We start from the raw sequence: 20,483 nt of genomic DNA, 5'->3' as shown, positions 1-20,483 counted from the left end.
CAGCGATATAGACGAAACCCGGCTGATCCTGAGCTACACAATGGCGCTGTGGTAACAGCCCTGCGGTTGATTCAAATACCTCCTCGTTGATCGTTTTTACCGGGCTGTTGTGGCCCGGTTTTTTTCGGCTACTTTCAATGGGGATTCGCCCATGGTGGGCGAAAAACTGGTTGTTCCGATCAATCGATCGTTTGAAATTGGAACTTGCCTGCTGATTGAAACGATTGTTATCGTTTACGTAAAGGTCATCCAGCGACCTGCGCCATAACCAACAACAATAATCAGGGTTAGAGGGCATCTCATGGCACCAGAGTTCGTGCTGGAAACGCGCGGCTTAACCAAGGAGTTTCGCGGCTTCACCGCAGTGGATTCCGTCGATCTTCGCGTTCAGAAGGGTCACATCCACGCACTGATCGGCCCGAACGGTGCCGGCAAGACCACCGTATTCAATCTCCTCACCAAGTTCCTGAAGCCCACTCGCGGCGACATTCTCTATCGCGGCAAATCCATCACCTCGATGAAGGCCAACGAGATTGCCCGGCTGGGGCTGGTGCGTTCGTTTCAGATTTCCGCGGTGTTCGGTCACATGACGGTGCTGGAGAACGTGCGAGTAGCGCTGCAGCAGAAGCTCGGCAACTCGTACCACTTCTGGAAATCCGAGCGAACGCTGCGCGATCTGGATGAGCGCGCCATGCAGTTGCTGGCTGACGTAGACCTGCAGTCCTTTGCCCAGACGCTCGCCATCGAGTTGCCCTACGGCCGCAAGCGCGCACTCGAACTGGCAACCACCTTGGCTCTGGACCCGGTCGTCCTGCTGCTCGACGAACCCACCCAAGGCATGGGCGGCGAGGACGTCGATATGGTCGTTGCGCTGGTTCGTCGCGCAGCTGAAAACCGCACGGTGTTGATGGTCGAGCACAACCTCAGTGTGGTCAGCCGCCTCTGCGATCGCATCACCGTGCTCGCCCGCGGTGCCGTGCTGGCCGAAGGCGACTATGAAACCGTCTCGGCCAACCCGCAGGTCCGCGAAGCCTACATGGGCAGCGAAGCCGCCGTAGAGGAGGCGCATCCATGACGCCCATGGCTGATCGCGACCAGCTGCGGCTGGATGACCTGCATGCGTTCTATGGCGAGTCTCACATCCTTCACGGCGTCGACATGGTGGTCGGGCGAGGAGAGTTGGTGACGCTGCTCGGGCGCAACGGGTCCGGACGCAGCACCACCTTGCGCGCCATCATGAACATGGTCGGCCGCCGCACCGGCTCGATCGTGGTCAACGGCAACGAAACCATCGGCATGCCCGCCCACCAGATTCCCCGGCTGGGTGTCGGCTATTGCCCGGAAGAACGGGGCATTTTTTCCAGCCTGAGCGTCGAGGAAAACCTGTTGCTGCCGCCAACGGTACGCAGTGGCGGCATGGGGCTGGACGAGCTGTACGAAATGTTCCCCAACCTCTATGAACGCCGCTTCAGCCAGGGCACGCGGTTGTCCGGCGGCGAACAGCAGATGCTGGCAATGGCCCGCATTCTGCGTACCGGCGCCAATCTGCTGTTGCTGGATGAAATCACCGAAGGCCTCGCACCGGTGATCGTGCAGAAACTCGGCGAGGTGCTGATCAAGCTGAAGAACCGCGGGTTGACCATCGTTCTGGTGGAACAGAATTTCCGTTTCGCGGCGCCACTGGCGGACCGTCATTACGTGATGGAACACGGTCAGATCATCGAAGAAATCAGCGCTGCCGAACTGGATTCGAAAAAGGAGTTTTTGAATAGCTGTCTGGGGGTCTGACGGGCCTCTTTGTCAGAAAGGCATACCGGGTTGAAGTGCATGCCGGTTAGTACAACAACAAAAACAATCACAGTGAGTGACTATGAAAATCATCAAGAAAACCGCAGCCGCCGTTCTGGTTTCGAGCATGATCACCGGTGCCGCCCAGGCGGAAATCAGCAACGATGAAATTCGCATCGGCTACCTTGCCGACATGTCCGGCACTTACCGCGACCTGTCCGGCCCGGGCGGTCTCGAAGCGCTGAAGATGGCCATCGAGGACTTCGGCGGTAGTGTCGATGGCAAGAAGATCGTCACCTTCAACGCCGATGACTTGAACAAGCCTGACGTGGGCGCCAACACTGTCCGCCAGTGGATCGATGAGCGCAACGTCGACATGGTCACCGGCATGGTGGCCAGCTCCGTGGTGCTGGCAGCCAGCAAGGTGGTGGAGCAGGGCGGTAAGCTCGCCTTGATCTCAGGTGCCGCCGCGTCGAGCATCACCAATGAGTTCTGTTCGCCCAACCACATTCACTGGACCTACGACACCTTCGCGCTGGCCAACGGTACCGCCAATGCAGTGCTCAAGGATGGCGGCAAAAGCTGGTTCATCCTGACTGCCGACTATGCCTTCGGCCACGCCATGGAGAACGACATCAAGAAGGTCGTCGAGGCCGAGGGCGGCAGCGTGGTCGGCGCCGTTCGCCATCCGTTCCCAAGCAGCGATTTCTCTTCCTACATTCTGCAGGCACAGGGTTCCGGCGCCGATGTGATCGCGCTGGCCAACGCCGGCGCTGACACCGTCAACTCGCTGAAAACCGCCAGTGAATTCGGCGTGACCCAATCCGGGCAGCGTCTGGCCGGCATGGTGGTGTTTCTCAACGACATTCACGCCATGGGGCTTGAAGTGACGCAGGGCCTGATGCTGACGACCGGCTGGTACTGGGACATGAACGAGGAGACTCGCGCCTGGGCCAAGCGCTACGAAGAGCGCATGGGCAGCATGCCGACCATGGTGCATGCAGGCATCTACTCGGCGACCACTCACTACCTGAACGCAGTGAAGCAGACGGGCAGCGACGACACCGAAACCGTTCGCGCGCAGATGGCCAAGACGCCGGTCAACGACATGTTCGCCAAGAACGGCACCATCCGCGAAGACGGTCGCATGGTCCACGATATGTACCTGGTAAAGGTCAAGACACCAGCCGAATCCAAAGGCGAATGGGACCTCTACGAGATCGTCAGCACCATCCCAGGCGACGTGGCGTTCCGCCCGCTCTCCGAAAGTCAGTGCAAGCTGGTTACCAAGAACTGACCGGCCGGACCCGAGCCATCCCCGGCCGCGCACGGCCGGGGCGTCACGGACTTTTCTGGGTAGTGAATCATGACTCTCGTTTTCGGCGTTCCCCTGAGTGTGTTGTTCGGGCAGTTGCTGCTCGGCCTGATCAACGGGTCGTTCTATGCGCTGCTGAGCCTTGGTCTGGCGATCATCTTCGGCCTGCTGCGCATCATCAACTTCGCCCATGGCGCGCAATACATGCTGGGCGCCTTCGCGGCATTTCTCGGGCTGAACTACCTGGGCATCAATTATTGGGCAGCGCTGCTGCTGGCGCCGCTACTGATCGGTTTGCTGGGAATGGGGATCGAGCGCGGCCTGCTACGGCGCATCGCCGGTGAAGATCACTTGTATGGCCTGTTGCTGACGTTCGGCCTGGCGCTGATCGTCGAAGGCAGCTTCGTCAAGCTTTTCGGCGTGTCGGGTTCGTCATATCCGATGCCTGAAATGCTCAAGGGCGGACATAACCTGGGCTTCATGTTCCTGCCGACCTACCGCGGTTGGGTCATCGTCGCCGCGCTGACGGTCTGCTTCGCCACCTGGTACATGATCGAACGGACCCGCCTGGGCTCGTATCTGCGCGCCGGCACGGAAAATCCCAAGCTGATGCAGGCATTCGGCATCAACGTGCCGCTGCTGATCACCCTGACCTATGGCTACGGCGTCGCGCTGGCGGCCTTTGCCGGCGTGCTGGCGGCGCCGATCTATGCAGTCACGCCTGGCATGGGCTCGAATCTGCTGATCGTGGTGTTCGCGGTGGTGGTGATTGGCGGTATGGGCTCGATCATGGGCGCCATCATCACTGGTCTTGCCATGGGGCTGATCGAGGGGTTGACCAAGGTGTTCTACCCAGAGGCGGCAAACACGGTGATCTTCGTGATCATGGTACTGGTCCTGCTTGTTCGTCCGGCAGGTCTGTTCGGTAAGGAGGCATGAACATGTCGACTCAGGAAAGCGTTCAAGCGTCTCCGATGACCATCCGGGCAAATGCCGAGCGCGAGCGCCGCCGTGCTGCCCGGCGGCGTCAGAACATCTTCTATCTGGTCCTGCTGGGTGTGGCGCTGGTCGCGCCGATGATGGTCTACCCCGTGTTTCTGATGAAGTTCTTGTGCTTCGCACTGTTTGCCTGTGCGTTCAACCTGCTGCTGGGGTATGCCGGGTTGCTGTCCTTTGGGCATGCGGCATTTTTTGCCTGCGGCGGCTACATCACCGGCTACATGCTCAGCACCTACAGCGGCCTGAGCACGGAACTCGGCATTCTGGTCGGGACGCTGGCATCCACGATCCTGGGTGTGATTTTCGGGCTGTTGGCGATTCGCAGGCAGGGCATCTATTTCGCGATGATCACCCTTGCGCTGGCACAGATGGTCTTCTTCGTTTTCGTACAGGCGCCGTTCACCGGCGGTGAAAACGGCATGCAGGGGGTTCCGCGTGGACACCTGTTTGGGCTGTTCGACATGCAGAACAATATGTCTCTGTACTACTTCGTGTTGGCGGTGTTCGTGCTTGGTTTCGCGATCATCCAGCGCACCATTCATTCGCCCTATGGGCAGGTGCTCAAGGCGATCCGCGAGAACGAGCCGAGGGCGATATCGCTGGGTTATAACGTCGACGCGCACAAGCTGATCGCGTTCGTTATCTCCGCCGCGCTGACCGGGCTGGCGGGGTCCACCAAGACGGTGGTGTTCCAGCTCGCGTCCTTGACCGATGCGCACTGGCACATGTCTGGCGAAGTGATCCTGATGACACTGCTGGGCGGCGTTGGCACGCTCCTCGGGCCGATAGTCGGAGCGACCGTAGTGGTGACGTTGCAGAGCTCGCTATCCAGCGGCCCGTTGGGCGAGTGGGTGCACGTGATTCTCGGGGTGATCTTCGTCCTGTGCGTGCTGCTGTTCCGCTCCGGCATCGTTGGCTGGCTGGAAAAGCTGGTTAAACGCAACTTCAAGTAGCGGACGCAGAGCGTCGCGCTTGCATTTCGACGCGGGAACGACCACCCGTAGGGCCGAACTTGTTCGGCCGCGTTGGCGGTTGCGGGGCCATCGGCCGAATAAATTCGCCCTACGGACTGGTTTGGGACGCGATGCCGGCGTTGCTGAGCGGTAGTTCCGCTCTGCGTGGAAACCCTACAGGGAACCATCACCGTAGGGCCGAACTTGTTCGGCCGTGTTGGCGGTTGCGGGGCCATCGACCGAATAAATTCGGCCCTACGGACTGGTTTGGGATGCGATGCCGGGCGTTGCTGAGCGGTTGGTTCTGCTCTGCGGGGAACCCTGCCTGGACGCGCAGAGAACCATCACCGTAGGGCCGAACTTGTGCGGCCGCGTTGGCGGTTGTGGGGCCATTGGCCGAATAAATTCGGCCCTACGGATTGGGTTTGGGATGCGATCTTGTCTGCGAGGCAGAATGACTTAAGCGTTGTGCCATTTGGCGCTGCGCTTTTCCAGGAAGGCATTGACGCCTTCCTTCTGATCCTGCGTATCGAACAGCTCGGCAAACAACTCGCGCTCAGCGGCCCAGCCGGCAGATTGCGGCGCCTGCCGTGCGTTCATCACCAAACGCTTGCAGCGGCTGACTGAGGAGGGGCTTTGTGCGCTGACGCCTTCGGCAAGCTTGAGCGCGACTTCCAGCGACTGTCCGCGCGGCACCACTTCTTCGACCAGACCGATCTTTTCTGCCTTCTGAGCGCCGATGCGCTCACCACAGAGGATCATCCGCTTGGCCCAACCTTCACCAACCAGCCAGGGCAGGTTCTGCGTCCCGCCGGCGCAGGGCAGCAGTCCTACCTTGGCTTCCGGTAGCGCCATTTGCGCGTGTTCCTCGGCGATACGGATATCGCACGCCAGCGCGCATTCCAGCCCACCGCCCATGGCATAGCCATTGATGGCGGCGATGGAAACACCACGAAAATGGCTCAGCGCTTCGAAGGCGCGCCCGAACAGCGCGGCGACTTCTTGAGCACTCTGCTTGTCCCCATCCGCAAACTGGTTGAGATCGGCACCTGCGGAAAAGAACTTCTCGCCCTGGCCGGTGATCACCAGCGCGTACACGTTCGGATCATCATTGAGTTGTCCGATCATCTGTTCCAGAGCGGCCAGCGATTCCCGATCCCAGGTATTCGCCGGTGGGTTGGCAATGGTTAGCAAGGCCGTGTGGTCGCGCATTTCGAGCTGAATCTTCTGGCTCATGTCGGTTCCTTCTTGTCGGAATTATCGTTAGGCGAAACAGCGTTCGATGAACGAGCCTAGCAGCGTAAAAATAGTAAACCCATGGTGCGAAATGCAGAGTTATTCTGTGTTTTTGCACAAGTTGGCACGCTCATGCCAAATGGATGGAGCCTGAAGTGGATTGGGACAACCTGCGTTTCTTTCTCGAACTCTCCCGGGCGGGCAAGCTGACCGTCGCCGCGCGACGCCTGGCAGTCGATCACACGACGGTGGCGCGACGCGTGCAGGCACTGGAGAAAACCCTGGACCGGCAACTGTTCATTCGCGCCAAGGCGGGCTATCGCCTGTCCGAAGCCGGTCGCGAATTGTTGGTGCAAGCCGAGGCGATGGAAAGCGCCATTACCTCGATCGAACAACCGAGCCTGAGCGCCGACAAGCTCTCCGGCCAGGTGCGCATCGGCGCCACCGAAGGCTACGGCACTGTGATGCTGGCCGGTCAGCTGGCCAATCTGACCCGCGACTATCCGCACCTTGGCGTGGACTTGCTGGCGGTTCCGCGTTCGGTGCGATTGGCGCGGCATGAGGCGGATATTGTCGTCACGCTGGAGCGCCCGGAGCGCGGCCCCTATGTGATCACCAAACTGACCGATTACGTGTTGCGGCTCTACGCTTCGGAGGCTTACCTCGCGCAGCATCCACCGATCCGTAATCGGGACGATCTGAGCAACCATGTATTCGTCAGTTATATCGAGGACCTGCTCTACAGCAAGGAGCTGAACTTTCTCGATGAGATCATGCGGCCGCGCCAGCACTCGCTGCGCAGCACTAGCATTCTTGCGCAGCAGGAAGCCGTTGCGGCCGGCGCTGGGCTGGCGATCCTGCCGGCGTTTGCCGCCCGCAAGGAACCCTTGTTGAAAGAGGTTCTGGTCGAGGAGATCGAGTTCACCCGCACCTTCTGGATGCTGATGCCGGTTGAGAACAAGGACCTGGCTCGGATGCGCGTGTGCTGGGATTTCCTTCGTGAGGTCGCCGCCAGCAGCCAGGATCAGATGATGGGGCGAGCATGATGCGCGAGGACAAGGGCACCATTTCCGTACGGCTGGTGGAAGAAGCGCTGCTGGCCTTCCTGACGCCAACGCAGACGGCCACTGTGCTGCTGCAAGCTCTGGATGTTTCACCGATCGACCTTGATGACCCGGCGGCGCGGATCGATGTGGTCGAGTACAGCAAGCTATGGCGCCGTCTGGCGCGGCGCTTCGATGACGAGTTCTTCGGCATGGATTCACGGCGGATGCGTACGGGCAGCTTTGCCTTCGTTGCGCGTGCGGCCATGGCACAGCCGACGCTCGACGGTGCGCTGCGGCTGGCGCTGGATTTTTTCGGCCTGACCTTCGAGCGTTTTCGCGGCAAGCTGCACCGCAGCGAGAGTCTGGCCGAAGTCGTGCTGTTGGAGCGCACGGATTCACCGCCGTCACGTGCGTTCACGTATTTCACGTTCTGGATGTTGGTGCACGGCCTGGCGTGCTGGCTGATCGGGCGGCGCATCCCGCTATTGGCCGTGGAACTGCGCTGCGCCGAACCAGCCTATACCGATGATTATCGGGTGATGTTCTCAGACAACCTGCGCTTCGCCCGACCCAGCACACGGATTATCTTTGCCGCCGAGATGCTGGACCTGCCGGTGCGACGCAGCGAGCAGGAGCTGCACGCCTTTCTGGCTCATGCCCCGGCCAACATTCTGGTCAAATACCGCGACACCACCAGCCTCGCCAGCCGCATCAAGGCGCAGCTGCGCGAGCTGCCGGCGGATCGATGGCCGACCAGCGAACTGCTCGCGCAAACGCTGTGCGTCTCACCCTCGACGTTGCGTCGGCGACTGGCCGAAGCCGGAATGCCCTACCAGGCGATCAAGGATCTGGTGCGCCAGGAGATGGCCACGCTATGGCTGGCGGATGCCGGCATCACCTACGCCGAAATCGCCGAGCGGCTCGGTTTCGCTGACGTTAGCTCGTTCTACAAGGCGTTCCGCAAATGGACCGGTACGAATCCGGGCCAGTATCGTGGGTTGATCCTTCACGCCGATGAATAGGCCAAGCGTGTTCCTGTAGAAGCGAGGAGCGCCGTGCTCCAGACGCATAAGCTGCAGGCCCAGCCAAGCGAGATCGACAAGTTCATCGGATCAGATCTAATGGCGCTCAACCATTCTTGTCTTGAGACAACCAGCGCTGCCGCTGACTGCTCCGCCTCGTCGTCAAACCCCGCCCGGTAAGCCCGGCTACCGGCTCCCTCGCCCCGTTGGGGAGAGGGCTGGGGTGAGGGGAACAAGGCTGAGTCATCCACCGGCCTCAAATGATGGCCCGAAGCGTCGCCTTGCTATGGATGTCGGCTACGCCGCGCCGTGGAGGTGATTTGGCCAAAACAGTCATCGCGATTGCGTGCAACGACCATTGTCGGTGGCCTTTGGTCTGATGAAGATGAGGTCAGTGTGATCAAGCAGCACGCGTCTGCTCGATCCCAACCATCTGTGCGAGGTCATGCTGTGAACATTCAAGACAAGGTTTTTCTGATCACAGGCGGCGCGTCCGGGCTGGGTGCGGCAGCTGCCGAAGCGCTGATCGCCGAGGGCGCGAAGGTCGTGCTGGCAGATATTAACGCCGAGCTGTTGAACGAGCGCAGCGAAGCGCTGGGCGCAAGCGCTCACGGTGTGGTCACCAACGTGTGTGACGAGGCTGCGGCACAGGCGGCAGTGAATGCGGCGTTCGAACATTTCGGCGGCCTGCATGGGTTGGTCAACTGCGCCGGCGTTGCAAGCGGCGAAAAGGTTCTCGGTCGCCAGGGGCCGCATGGGCTGGACAGTTTCAGCCGGGTCATCGGCCTCAACCTGATCGGCAGTTTCAATATGCTGCGCCTGGCTGCCGAGGCGATGTCGCGCAGTGAGCCGGATGCGCAAGGCAATCGTGGCGTCATCATCAATACGGCTTCCATCGCCGCCTACGACGGTCAGATCGGCCAAGCCGCTTATGCCGCATCCAAGGGCGGCGTAGTCGCCATGACGCTGCCGGCCGCACGCGAACTGGCGCGTCACGGCATTCGCGTGATGACCATCGCACCGGGCGTGTTCGAGACGCCGATGATGGCCGCCATGACCCAGGAAGTACGCGACTCGTTGGCAGCCGGAGTGCCGTTCCCGCCGCGTCTGGGGCGAGCGAATGAGTACGCGGCGCTGGTGCGCCACATCATCGAGAACGACATGCTCAACGGCGAAGTGATCCGCCTCGACGGCGCACTGCGCATGGCCGCCAAATAATCGGGAGATACATGATGAACAACGATCCAATCGTGATTCTGGGCAGCGCCCGTACGCCCATGGGCGGCTTTCAGGGCGATCTGAAAAGCGTCAGCGCGCCGGAGCTTGGCGCGGCTGCGATTCGCGCGGCAGTTGAGCGCAGCGGCATTGCTGCCGAACAGGTGCAGGAAGTGCTGATGGGCTGTGTGCTGCCGGCCGGCCTCGGCCAGGCGCCCGCACGCCAGGCGGCGCTCGGCGCCGGGTTGGGTAAGGCGACCGCATCCACGACGCTGAACAAAATGTGCGGTTCGGGCATGCAGGCGGCCATCCTGGCGCACGATGCATTGCGCGCTGGCAATGTCGATCTGATCGTCGCGGGCGGCATGGAGAGCATGTCCAACGCGCCGTACCTGCTGGAAAAGGCGCGCAGCGGCTATCGCATGGGACATGGCAAGGTGCTCGACCACATGTTTCTCGATGGTCTAGAAGATGCCTACGACAAGGGCCGGCTGATGGGCACCTTTGCCGAAGATTGCGCGCAGAACCATGGCTTCAGCCGCGAAGAACAGGATGCCTACGCGCTGACCTCTCTACAGCGCGCCCGAGATGCGATTTCCAGCGGTCGCTTCGCCACCGAGATCGTCCCGCTTGAAGTCACTCAGGGGCGCGAGCAGCGCACCATCCGCGATGACGAGCAGCCGCCCAAGGCGATTCCGGAGAAGATTCCGTCGCTCAAACCGGCGTTCCGCGAAGGCGGCACCGTGACCGCGGCCAACTCCAGTTCCATCTCAGACGGTGCCGCCGCATTGATGCTGACACGTCGCTCCGAAGCCGAGCGCCTGGGACTGAAACCCCAGGCGGTGATCCATGGCCACGCGGTGTTCGCCGATGCCCCCAACCTGTTCCCGACCGCGCCCATCGGCGCCATTCATAAATTGCTGGAACGCACCGGCTGGCGGCTCGACGAGGTGGATCTGTTCGAGATCAACGAAGCCTTCGCCGTGGTCAGCATGGTCACCATGCGCGAGTTGGGGCTGGATCACGCCAAGGTCAACGTCAATGGCGGCGCCTGCGCGCTGGGCCATCCGATCGGTGCATCAGGGGCGCGGATACTCGTGACGCTGATCGCCGCACTGCGCGACCGTGGCCTGCGCAAAGGTATCGCGGCGATCTGCATCGGCGGTGGCGAAGCGACTGCCATGGCCGTCGAATTGCTCGATTGAGGACCTGCCATGCTGCTCAATGAGGACCAAACCAGTATCCGCGACATGGCCCGGCAGTTCGCTCAGGAACGTCTCAAGCCGTTTGCCGCCGATTGGGATCGTGAACACCGCTACCCAGCGGAGGCGATCAGCGAAATGGCCGAGCTCGGCTTTTTCGGCATGCTTTGCCCGGAACAGTGGGGCGGCAGTGAGACCGGCTACATCGCCTACGCACTGGCGCTTGAAGAGATCGCAGCCGGTGACGGTGCCTGCTCCACCATCATGAGCGTGCACAACTCGGTGGGCTGCGTGCCGATTCTGCGGTTTGGCAATGAGGAGCAGAAGCAGCGCTACCTGACGCCCTTGGCCAGCGGCGCTCAGATCGGTGCCTTCGCCCTGACCGAGCCGCACGCGGGCTCCGACGCCAGCAGCCTGCGCACGCGCGCCCGGCGTGACGGCGATGGCTATGTGATCAACGGCGCCAAGCAATTCATCACCTCAGGCCAGCACGCCGGCACGGTGATCGTCTTCGCCGTAACCGATCCGGACGCCGGCAAGCGCGGCATCAGCGCCTTCATCGTACCCACCGATACGCCGGGCTATCAGGTGGTGCGTGTGGAGGACAAGCTCGGGCAGCATGCGTCCGACACCTGTCAGCTGGCGTTCGAAGACATGCGCGTGCATGAATCCCAACGCTTGGGCGAAGAGGGTGAGGGTTACAAGATCGCATTGGCGAACTTGGAAGGCGGCCGCATCGGCATCGCCGCCCAGTCCGTCGGCATGGCCCGCGCGGCATTCGAAGCGGCACGCGACTATGCCCGTGAGCGCGAGGCATTTGGCAAGGCGATCAGCGAGCACCAGGCCGTCGCCTTCCGTCTGGCTGACATGGCGACCCAGATTGCGGTCGCCCGGCAGATGGTTTTGCATGCCGCCGCACTGCGCGAGGCCGGACAGCCTGCACTCGTCGAAGCCTCGATGGCCAAGCTGTTCGCCTCCGAAATGGCCGAGAAAGTTTGCTCAGCGGCGATCCAGACGCTGGGTGGTTACGGCTATCTGCAGGACTTCCCGGTGGAACGCATCTACCGTGACGTGCGGGTGTGCCAGATCTACGAAGGCACGAGCGACATTCAGCGGTTGGTGATTGCGCGTAATTTGGGTGAGTGACGCTTGCGATGGTCGGTAGGTTGACGTGTCCGCCTGGGGGCACACCGGCGTCCGGATCGCTCCTGTAGGGTGTGATACGGGGGCGCAAAGGATGGCCCGCGTCGCCTATGTGGCCGCTTCAGCCCACCGCAATGGAGCGATACCGGCTGGGCTGAAGGGCACGCCCCCAGCCTACGGAGTTGCGCTGATTCTCCAGATGACGTTGGCTCAGCATTCGCGAGCAAGCTCGCTCCTACGGCTGCGTGGTGGCTGATCATGTAGGAGCGAGCTTGCTCGCAAAAAAGTTAGACGTTTCTGCCGTTGCCTGGCCTCTCGATCAATCCCAATCCGCCGCATCCTCAATTGAATCCGTGATCGCTCCCGGCGTTCGCGAGAAACGCGGAGCCGGTGCGGCATGTAGCGCGCCGTCGATATCGCGATAGACGCCGCGCTGCTGCATGTGGGGGTGCTGCGCGGCTTCTTCGAGGGTGAGCACTGGCGCGAAACAAGCATCGCTGCCTTCGAGCAGGGCGCACCAGTCGGCCTGGGTTCGGCTGACGAACAGGGCGGCGAGCTGTTCGCTCTGTTCCTCCCAGAGCGCAGCGTCGTTGCAGCCTTGGCGCAAAGATTCAGGCGCATCGATTCGCCGAATCAGCTCAGCGAAGAATTGCGGCTCCAGCGGTCCGACAGCGATATCGAGACCATCCGCGCACGTGTAACAGCGGTAATGCGGCGCGGCGCCGGACAGCATATTGCGGTCGCGTTCAAGTGAAATTGCGCCGCTAGGCAAGAGTCCCGCAAAGAAGCTCATCATCGAAGACACGCCGTCGACGATTGCCGCGTCGACCACCTGACCCTGGCCAGATCGTTCCCGTTCCCACAGTGCGGCCATGATGCCGAATGCCAGATACAGCGAGCCGCCGCCGAAATCGCCCACCAGATTGAGCGGCGGAATGGCCGGTCCCTCGCGACCGCCAATAGCGGCCAGCGCGCCGGTAATGGCCAGGTAGTTGATGTCATGCCCGGCGCTTTTCGCCAGCGGCCCGGTCTGGCCCCAGCCGGTCATACGGCCATAGACCAGCCTCCGATTGCGTGCGTGAACCTGCTCCGGACCGAGGCCCAGACGCTCCATCACGCCGGGGCGAAAGCCTTCGATCAGCACATCGGCGTTTTCGGCCAAGGCCAGGCAGCGCTCGCGCCCGGCATCGCTGCGAATATCCAGGCTCAACCGCTTACGACCGCGATCGACCACCGGGTTCGGCCAGCCGTTGCCGCCGTCACGTTCGATGCGCAGAACCTCGGCGCCCAGATCGGCCAGCAGCATTGCGCAATGAGGGCCGGGGCCGATGCTCGCGAATTCCAGCACGCGCAGGCCTAGTAGCGGGCCCTGGCGAGGTTGGACATTTTCGTTTGGCATGGATAGCTCCTAAGCGCAGTAGGCAAGGCGCGTAGCGCGTGTTGAACCGGAACCGTAAATGGCCTGCAAGCAAAGAAGCCGGATTTCCGATGGGTTTCATTCCCCTAGGTGCGTTGGTGACGCGCACCGTTTCGTAGAATGGGTGACTTGTGTTACCCGAACATATGGGACGCTCCAGCCACGTGAGGCTCGCTGACAGGTTGCACCTGCGCGGCCCGACCCATCCTAGGATTACCGCAGTGCAGGACGCTGGGTTGGAGGATGCGTCGGACAGCTCAGGTTGAGCAGAGCGGAGCCCAACGAGCTGGCTGGCTCCGCAAGCTCATCCATCCTCGGACGGCACGGCATTGGCTACATACTCGCCGCGCTCGCTTCTTTTGCCGGCATCTCGATGAGGTACGAGCGATAGCGGTCGCGCAGGGTTTTCTTGTCGATCTTGCCGGTGGCGGTGAGGGGCACGCTGTCGAAAATCACCGCGTCGGGCATCCACCATTTGACGATCTGTGGTTCGAGATAGGCGAGTACCGCCTCGGCGGTCAGTTCAGTGTCGTCATGCGGTTCGATGATGAGCACCGGGCGTTCTTCCCATTTCTCATGCGTCACGCCGACCACCGCGGCGATGCGTACGCCTGGGCAACCCACGGCGACGTTTTCGATATCGATGGAGCTGATCCATTCCCCGCCGGACTTGATCACGTCCTTGCTACGGTCGGTGATGCGCATGTAACCGTTGGGGTCGATGGTCGCGATGTCGCCGGTGTCGAACCAGCCGTCTGCGTCCAGTGCGCTGGTCTCGCTACGGAAGTAGCGCTCGACGGTCCAGGGACCGCGCACCAGCAGGGCGCCTGAGCTGGACCCGTCATGGGGCAGCTCGTTGCCCGCTTCGTCGACGATCTTCAACTCGATGCCAAACTGCAGGCGGCCCTGGCGGGTCCAGATGGCCTCGTTGGTGGCGGCTTCGCCCAGGGCCGCGAGCTTGGGCGTCGGGGTGGCGACGACACCGAGCGGACTGGTTTCGGTCATGCCCCAGAGCTGACGGACGCTCACGCCGTAGCGAGTCTCGAATTTCTCGGCCAGCGCCCTGGGCACGGCCGAGCCGGCAATCACCAGACACTTGAGCTTGCCGGTGTCTTCACCGGTGCGTTCCAGATAATTGAGGTACATGGTCCAGATGGTCGGTACGCCGCCGGAGAAGGTGACGCCCTCGGTCTGGATCAGCTCCTGCAGGCTGGCGCCATCCATCTTGTCGCATGGTAGGACGAACTTGCAGCCGTTGATGGCGGCGGTGAAGGGCACGCCCCATGCGGTGGCATGGTAGAGCGAGGAGCAGGGCATGATGCAATCGAACGCGGAGAAGCCGAAGGCGCCGGTAAGACCCGCCGCCATGGCATGCAGGACGACGGAGCGGTGGCTGTACACCACGCCTTTCGGGTTGCCAGTGGTGCCTGACGTGTAGCAGAGCATGGCGCCCGCGTTCTCATCGAACTGCGGCCAGTCGATGACTGGTTGCACCTTGGCGATGAGCGTTTCGTAACTGAGTGCACCCACTTCCCCCGGCTCGGTGCGTTGCGCGTCGGATAGCATGATGAAGGTCTGGATGTGCTCCAACCGTGGTCGTACGCGCTCGACCACGGCGAGAAAGCTGCGGTCGAACAGCAATACGCCGCTGCCGGCGTGATTCAACGTATAGATGATTTGCTCGTCCGACAAACGAGGGTTGGCGGTATGCAGGACAGCGCCGATGCCAGGCACGGCGAAGAATAGTTCGAAGTGACGATGCGTGTTCCAGGCCATCGAAGACACCAGATCGCCGGGATTGACGCCAAGGCTGCGCAGCATTGCGGCTGCTTGGCCGGCGCGCTTCGCCAGGCCTGAATAGTCATAGCGCCACAGGGGTTCGTCCACCAATCGCGAAACGATTTCCCGGTCGCCATGGGCCAGGGCCGCGTGGGTCAGGATGCCGCTGATCATCAGCGGAGTCTGCTGCATCGTACCTTTGAGCATCTGCGTATCCTTCTTATTGTTGTCTGGATGACGGCTGGCGCATGGACATCCATTGCCGGAATACTGCTATCGAAACGTTCAGTCTGGTCGAGCCTGCCGTGCTGCGCCGGGCGATTTGATCGCTAGCAAGCTAGCTCCTACAAGAGCATGGTGGCCGCGATCGACCAAGTGTCCCGGAACGTACAGGGCGCCGCAGCCTTGTAGGAGCCAGCTTGCTGGCGAACCGATGGCGCCGGGCTTATCGTTTGAGCGTTCCCGTCGTCGCTTACAGTCCATAGTTGTTCAACTCACGCGCGATCAGCAGGCGCTGGATCTCGCTGGAGCCTTCGTAGATTTGGGTGATTCGCGCGTCGCGGTAGTAGCGCTCGACTGGATAGTCGTCGAGGTAGCCGTAGCCGCCGTGGATCTGCATGGCTTTGGAGCAGACGTATTCGGCCATTTCCGAGGCGAATAGCTTGGCCTGGGACGCCTCCGATAGGCACGGCAGATTGGCGCTGCGCAGGCGGGCGGCATGCAGGATCAACAGGCGCGCGGCATTCAACCGGGTATGCATGTCGGCCAGCATGTTCGCCACGCTCTGATGCTCAATGATCGGCTTGTCGAACTGGATGCGTTCACGGGCATAACCTAGCGCCGCTTCGAAAGCGGCGCGGGCGATACCCAGCGCCTGGGCGCCGATGCCGATGCGCCCACCTTCTAGGTTCGACAGAGCAATGGCCAAGCCCTTGCCGCGCGGGCCGAGCAGGTTGGCCTCGGGAATACGGCAATCGCGCAGGGTCACGCCGCAGGTATCCGAAGCGCGGATGCCCATCTTGCTTTCCATGCGATCGACAACGAATCCGGGGTTATCAGTGGGCACCAGGAACGCCGACAGGCCTTTCTTGCCCATATCCGGGTCGGTTACTGCGAAGACGATGGCGATCTTCGCGCGCTTGCCGTTGCTGACGAACTGCTTAGCGCCGTTGATCACCCATTCGCCGTTTTCCAACACGGCGCGGGTGCGCAAGTTGTGCGCTTCCGAACCGGCCTGGGGTTCGGTGAGGGCGAAGCAGCCAATGGCGCGGCCAGCAGCCAGATCCGGCAGCCATTCGTCCTGCTGTTCTGGAGTGCCGTATTTCAGGATGGGGCCACAGCCGACCGAGCTGTGGATGGACATCAATGCGCCTATAGCGCCGTCGCCGGCCGATATTTCCTCGACCGCCAGGGCATAGGCGACGTAATCGATGTAGGTCCCGCCCCATTGCTCTGGGACGATCATGCCGAGAAGGCCGAGGTCGCCCAGCTGGGTTACCGTCTCGTCGCCGATCCAGCCGGCCTGTTCCCAGGCTTGAGCCTTGGGGGCGATCTCGGCGCGGGCGAAATCTCGCGCCATGTCGCGGATCATCCGCTGTTCTTCGCTCAGTTCGATGTCTTGCATTGATCCTCCTCAGGCACCCGCGAAGAAATCAGCAACACGCTGCGGCGTCACTTCATTGAGCGTAGGCGGGTTCCAGCGCGGGTTCTTGTCCTTGTCGACAATCAGTGCGCGCACGCCTTCGATGATGTCGCCCTTGTCGAACCACTGCCGGTCCAGATGTAGCTCCATGGCGAAGCACTCGGCTAGCGACAGCGTGCGTCCGCGACGGAGCATTTCCAGCGTGACGCTGAGCGATAGCGGCGAACGGCTGTCGATGACCTTGAGCGTTTCGGCCGCCCAGTCGCGGTACTCGGGTCGGTTTTCGTCTGCCAAGGATTCGCGGATGGCCGCAACGCTGTCATGGGCGAAGTGCTTCTCGATGGCGGGAAACAGGGTCTTGAACGGCGCGTCTGGCAGTTCCTTGCTGCCCATGGAGGCGAGCAGGGCGGTGAGTGCTTCGCCGGCCGGAGCGATCCAGCGCTGCTCGTCCAGCCGTTGTTCCAGTTCGGCGAAGCGCTCGTAGGGCACGCAGTAATCGGCAAGTTCGGCGTAGAGCGCATCGGCCGAACCAACGTGGTTGCCAGTCAGGCCCATATAAATGCCTAGATTGCCGGGCAGACGCGGCAGGAAGTAACTGCCGCCGACATCCGGAAAGTAACCAATGCCGACCTCCGGCATGCCCATTCGCGTGCGTTCGGAGATCACTCGCAGCGAGGCGCCCTGGACTAGGCCCATGCCGCCGCCGAGCACGAAGCCGTTCATCAATGCCAGCAGCGGTTTGCTGTAGGCGTGGATGTACTGATCCAGCGCGTATTCTTCCTCGAAGAAGACACGATGCAGGTCTTCGCCGCTCTGATAACTGTCATACAGCGAGCGAATATCACCACCGGCACAGAAAGCTTTTTCGCCGGCGCCGCGCAATACCACGGCGACCACGCCCTGGTCGTCGGCCCAATCCTGCAGCTGGCGATGGAGGGTGCGCACCATGGGCAGCGTCAGGGCATTCAGGCCGGCTGGACGATTGAGTGTGAGATAACCGACGCGGTTGCGGACTTCGATCAGTACCGGCGCCTCTGCCTGGGTCATGCTCAATTCTCCTGGCGGTAAAGTTTGATGATCGCGGAAAAATCCAGCGCACCGTGGCCCTGCATGCTGAAGGCTTGGTAGAGCTGCTGGGCGATGCTCCCGAGAATCACCGGCTGGCGCACCTGTTTGGCCGCTTCACTGGCAAGGCCGAGATCCTTGAGCATCAAATCGGTCCCGAAACCGCCGCTGTAGTCGCGCGAGGCCGGGCTGTTCTCCACCACGCCGGGGAACGGGTTGTAGATTTCGGAGCTCCAGCAGCGCCCGCTGGACGAGTTGATCACGCCGGCGAGAACCTTGGCATCCATGCCCAGCGCGACGCCCAGGGACATGGCTTCGGCGGCGCCGATCATCGAGATGCCGAGCAGCATGTTGTTGGCGACTTTCGCCACCTGGCCGTTACCGGTGTCGCCACAGTGGACGATGTTCTTGCCCATTGTCGCGAGAATCGGCTGAGCCTTCTGAAAGTCCGCCTCGCTGCCGCCGACCATGAACGTCAGGGTTCCCGCTGCTGCGCCGACGGTGCCGCCGGAAACCGGCGCGTCTAGCATTGGATTGCCTTTTTTCGCAGCCGCTGCGGCGACGTCGCGTGCGCTCATCGGGTCGATGGTGGAGGAGTCGATCAGCAGTACACCTGCCGGCACATGGGCCAGCAAGCCGTCCTCGCCAAGATAGACCTGACGCACATGTACTGCCGCCGGTAGCATGGTGATGATGACTTCGACCCCTGCCTGGGCGACAGCGGCAGGCGAAGTGGCTTCCTTCGCGCCGGCTTCCACCAATCCGGAAACCGCCGTGGCGGATAGATCGAAAACGCTGACCTGATGGCCGGCCTTGAGCAGGTTGCGGGCCATGGGTCCGCCCATGTTGCCGAGTCCCAGAAAACCGATATGCATGGCCGTTTCCTTCTTCTTGTTAGTGGCGACTGGTTGTTGTGGCGAAGGACGGCGCCGGTGGTGCGGCGCCGATTGCGTTACTTGAGGTTGATGGTGGTGTTAACCGGTCCGCCCACTTCGCTCTCGTCGAACCAACGCTGGATGACGGTCTTGGTCTGAGTGTAGAACTGCACCACCTGTTTGCCGTATGGGCCAAGGTCGCCGAGCTTCGAAGCGCGCGAGCCGGTAAAGGAAAACATCGGGACCGGCACCGGGATCGGCACGTTGATGCCCACCTGACCGACGTCGATCTCCTCCTGAAAGTGGCGTGCCGCGGCGCCGGAGCGGGTGAAGAGGGCGGTGCCGTTGCCGTTGGGGTTGGCGTTGATCAGTTCGATGGCCTCGTCGAGGGTGCCGACCTGCATTACGCATAGCACCGGACCGAAGATTTCCTCGCGGTAGATGCTCATGTCGGCCGTGACGCCGGAGAAAATCGTCGGGGCGACGAAGTTGCCCTTGTCGTAGCCGGCGACCTGCGGGTTGCGACCGTCTAGCGCGAGCTCTGCGCCCTCGGAGATGCCGCGTTCGATCAACGAGCTGATGCGATCCAAAGCCGCGCAAGAGACCACCGGGCCGACGTCCGTGCCGCCTTCAGCACCGGCATTGACCTTCAATGTCTTGGCCTTGACCACCAGATCCGGCAGCCAGCTCTGCGCTTCGCCTACCAGGATCAGCACAGACAGTGCCATGCAACGCTGACCGGCTGCGCCGAATGCGGCACCCACCAAGTTGTTGAGCGTTTGCTCCTTGTGCGCATCGGGCATGACGATGCCGTGGTTCTTCGCGCCCATCATGCATTGCACGCGCTTACCGGCCTGGCTGGCGCGGTTGTATACGTGGGTACCGACCTTGGTCGAACCAACGAAGGAAACGGCCTTGATGTCCGGGTGATCGCAAATCATGTTCACCGCATCGGCGCCACCATGGATGACGTTGAGCACGCCTGGCGGCACACCGGCTTCCATCGCCAGTTCCGCCAGGCGCATAGTGACCATCGGGTCCTGCTCGGACGGCTTGAGCACGAAAGTATTGCCGGTAGCGATAGCCATCGGGAACATCCACAGCGGGATCATTGCCGGGAAGTTGAACGGCGTTATGCCGGCACAAACGCCCAGCGGTTGCAGCAGCGTGTAGGTGTCGACGCCCGTGGCGACGTTGTTGGCCAATTCACCCAGTTGCAGGTTGCCGATACCGGCGGCGTGCTCGACCACTTCCAGCCCGCGGAACACATCGCCCTCGGCGTCGGGCAGGGTCTTACCCTGTTCGGCGGTGAGGATCGCAGCCAGCTCCTTCATGTTCTCTCGGATCAGCTGCTGATACTTGAGGAAGATCCGCGAGCGCGCGCCGATGGGCGTCTTGCGCCACGTCTTGAACGCTTCCTTGGCGCTGGCGACGGCGGCATTCATTTCGGCTTCAGTGGCGAAGGGCACGCGGGCCAGCACTTCCTGGGTCGCCGGATTGACGATGTCACGCCACTCGGTGGTAGAGGACTCGACCAGCTCACCGCCGATCAGGAGTTTGACTGTTGGGATGGCACTTGACGGGGTCATGGCGGGGTCCTAGCGATTGTTGTTATTGGATACGGCTGTCCTGATCCTAGAGTGCAAATTTCTCAGTATCAATGAGGCTTGCCGCATAGTGCATCTGCAAAAATGCACGTCCTGCTCTCGCACGTTGACGGGCGCAGATTCGCTGCGGCTTGAATGACTATAGATGTTGAGGCTGGATAATTCTGGCGAAGCGGTAG

At 61.7% G+C, this 20,483-nt stretch carries 18 protein-coding genes; 10 read left to right on the top strand and 8 right to left on the bottom strand.

Annotated features, from left to right (window positions below; genetic code table 11):
* Positions 1 to 298, bottom strand: a 298-nt coding sequence (locus NA645_RS10155) for a hypothetical protein (protein ID WP_256048681.1), incomplete at its 3' end; no start/stop codon positions are given.
* A gap of 3 nt (positions 299 to 301) precedes the next feature.
* On the opposite strand from NA645_RS10155, the gene NA645_RS10150 reads away from it, so the two are divergent.
* The 5 genes from NA645_RS10150 to NA645_RS10130 all read left to right on the top strand — a co-directional run bounded on the left by NA645_RS10150 (position 302) and on the right by NA645_RS10130 (position 5,055).
* Entirely contained in the window at positions 302 to 1,075 is a 774-nt protein-coding gene (locus NA645_RS10150; protein ID WP_256048680.1) for an ABC transporter ATP-binding protein, read from the top strand.
* Complete coding sequence (locus tag NA645_RS10145) at positions 1,072 to 1,788, top strand: ABC transporter ATP-binding protein (protein ID WP_256048679.1); 717 nt, start codon at positions 1,072 to 1,074, stop codon at positions 1,786 to 1,788. Before NA645_RS10150 ends, NA645_RS10145 begins: the two co-directional genes overlap by 4 nt.
* An 82-nt stretch (positions 1,789 to 1,870) precedes the next feature.
* Positions 1,871 to 3,085, top strand: a complete 1,215-nt coding sequence (locus NA645_RS10140; RefSeq protein ID WP_256048678.1) for an ABC transporter substrate-binding protein — start codon at positions 1,871 to 1,873, stop codon at positions 3,083 to 3,085.
* A 69-nt stretch (positions 3,086 to 3,154) separates the two neighbouring features.
* Positions 3,155 to 4,042, top strand: a complete 888-nt coding sequence (locus NA645_RS10135) for a branched-chain amino acid ABC transporter permease (RefSeq protein WP_131648621.1) — start codon at positions 3,155 to 3,157, stop codon at positions 4,040 to 4,042.
* Between the two features lie 2 nt (positions 4,043 to 4,044).
* The gene (locus NA645_RS10130; protein ID WP_256048677.1) at positions 4,045 to 5,055 is read left to right on the top strand and encodes a branched-chain amino acid ABC transporter permease; all 1,011 of its coding nucleotides are present in this window, start codon (positions 4,045 to 4,047) and stop codon (positions 5,053 to 5,055) included.
* Positions 5,056 to 5,514: 459 nt separating this feature from the next.
* Here NA645_RS10130 and NA645_RS10125 read toward each other — a convergent pair whose 3' ends face one another.
* Positions 5,515 to 6,291, bottom strand: coding sequence for an enoyl-CoA hydratase (locus NA645_RS10125; protein WP_256048676.1), 777 nt, complete (start codon positions 6,289 to 6,291; stop codon positions 5,515 to 5,517).
* A gap of 155 nt (positions 6,292 to 6,446) precedes the next feature.
* On the opposite strand from NA645_RS10125, the gene NA645_RS10120 reads away from it, so the two are divergent.
* The 5 genes from NA645_RS10120 to NA645_RS10100 all read left to right on the top strand — a co-directional run bounded on the left by NA645_RS10120 (position 6,447) and on the right by NA645_RS10100 (position 11,922).
* A complete protein-coding gene (locus NA645_RS10120; RefSeq protein WP_256048675.1) occupies positions 6,447 to 7,337 on the top strand; it encodes a LysR family transcriptional regulator in 891 nt (296 codons plus the stop codon).
* Positions 7,334 to 8,359, top strand: a complete 1,026-nt coding sequence (locus tag NA645_RS10115) for an AraC family transcriptional regulator (protein WP_256048674.1) — start codon at positions 7,334 to 7,336, stop codon at positions 8,357 to 8,359. The genes NA645_RS10120 and NA645_RS10115 overlap by 4 nt, the downstream gene beginning before the upstream one ends.
* A gap of 450 nt (positions 8,360 to 8,809) precedes the next feature.
* Entirely contained in the window at positions 8,810 to 9,577 is a 768-nt protein-coding gene (locus tag NA645_RS10110; RefSeq protein WP_256048673.1) for an SDR family NAD(P)-dependent oxidoreductase, read from the top strand.
* Positions 9,578 to 9,591: 14 nt separating this feature from the next.
* The gene (locus NA645_RS10105; protein ID WP_256048672.1) at positions 9,592 to 10,779 is read left to right on the top strand and encodes an acetyl-CoA C-acyltransferase; all 1,188 of its coding nucleotides are present in this window, start codon (positions 9,592 to 9,594) and stop codon (positions 10,777 to 10,779) included.
* Between the two features lie 9 nt (positions 10,780 to 10,788).
* A complete protein-coding gene (locus tag NA645_RS10100) occupies positions 10,789 to 11,922 on the top strand; it encodes an acyl-CoA dehydrogenase (protein WP_256048671.1) in 1,134 nt (377 codons plus the stop codon).
* A gap of 316 nt (positions 11,923 to 12,238) precedes the next feature.
* Here the strand turns inward: NA645_RS10100 and NA645_RS10095 are convergent, their stop codons facing one another.
* The 6 genes from NA645_RS10095 to NA645_RS10070 form a co-directional block, all read right to left on the bottom strand.
* Positions 12,239 to 13,318 carry a CaiB/BaiF CoA transferase family protein gene (locus NA645_RS10095; protein ID WP_256048670.1) on the bottom strand — a complete coding sequence of 360 codons (1,080 nt, stop codon included), beginning with the start codon at positions 13,316 to 13,318 and terminating at the stop codon, positions 12,239 to 12,241.
* 351 nt (positions 13,319 to 13,669) lie between these two features.
* On the bottom strand, positions 13,670 to 15,322 hold the full coding sequence (locus tag NA645_RS10090; RefSeq protein ID WP_423836575.1) for a long-chain fatty acid--CoA ligase: 1,653 nt from the start codon (positions 15,320 to 15,322) through the stop codon (positions 13,670 to 13,672).
* Positions 15,323 to 15,587: 265 nt separating this feature from the next.
* The gene (locus tag NA645_RS10085; RefSeq protein ID WP_256048669.1) at positions 15,588 to 16,739 is read right to left on the bottom strand and encodes an acyl-CoA dehydrogenase family protein; all 1,152 of its coding nucleotides are present in this window, start codon (positions 16,737 to 16,739) and stop codon (positions 15,588 to 15,590) included.
* 9 nt (positions 16,740 to 16,748) lie between these two features.
* Positions 16,749 to 17,804 (bottom strand): enoyl-CoA hydratase/isomerase family protein, encoded by a 1,056-nt coding sequence (locus NA645_RS10080; protein ID WP_256048668.1) that lies wholly within the window; start codon positions 17,802 to 17,804, stop codon positions 16,749 to 16,751.
* 2 nt (positions 17,805 to 17,806) lie between these two features.
* Positions 17,807 to 18,697: a 3-hydroxyisobutyrate dehydrogenase gene (gene mmsB, locus NA645_RS10075; RefSeq protein WP_256048667.1), complete on the bottom strand. Its 891-nt coding sequence runs from the start codon at positions 18,695 to 18,697 to the stop codon at positions 17,807 to 17,809.
* Positions 18,698 to 18,774: 77 nt separating this feature from the next.
* Positions 18,775 to 20,286: a CoA-acylating methylmalonate-semialdehyde dehydrogenase gene (locus tag NA645_RS10070; RefSeq protein ID WP_256048666.1), complete on the bottom strand. Its 1,512-nt coding sequence runs from the start codon at positions 20,284 to 20,286 to the stop codon at positions 18,775 to 18,777.
* Positions 20,287 to 20,483 lie beyond the last annotated feature (197 nt).

Source organism: Stutzerimonas stutzeri, from assembly GCF_024448955.1.
GTDB lineage: Bacteria > Pseudomonadota > Gammaproteobacteria > Pseudomonadales > Pseudomonadaceae > Stutzerimonas > Stutzerimonas stutzeri_AQ.
The sequence above is the reverse complement of the archived record's forward strand: the minus strand, read 5'-3'. Positions and strand labels throughout refer to the sequence as shown.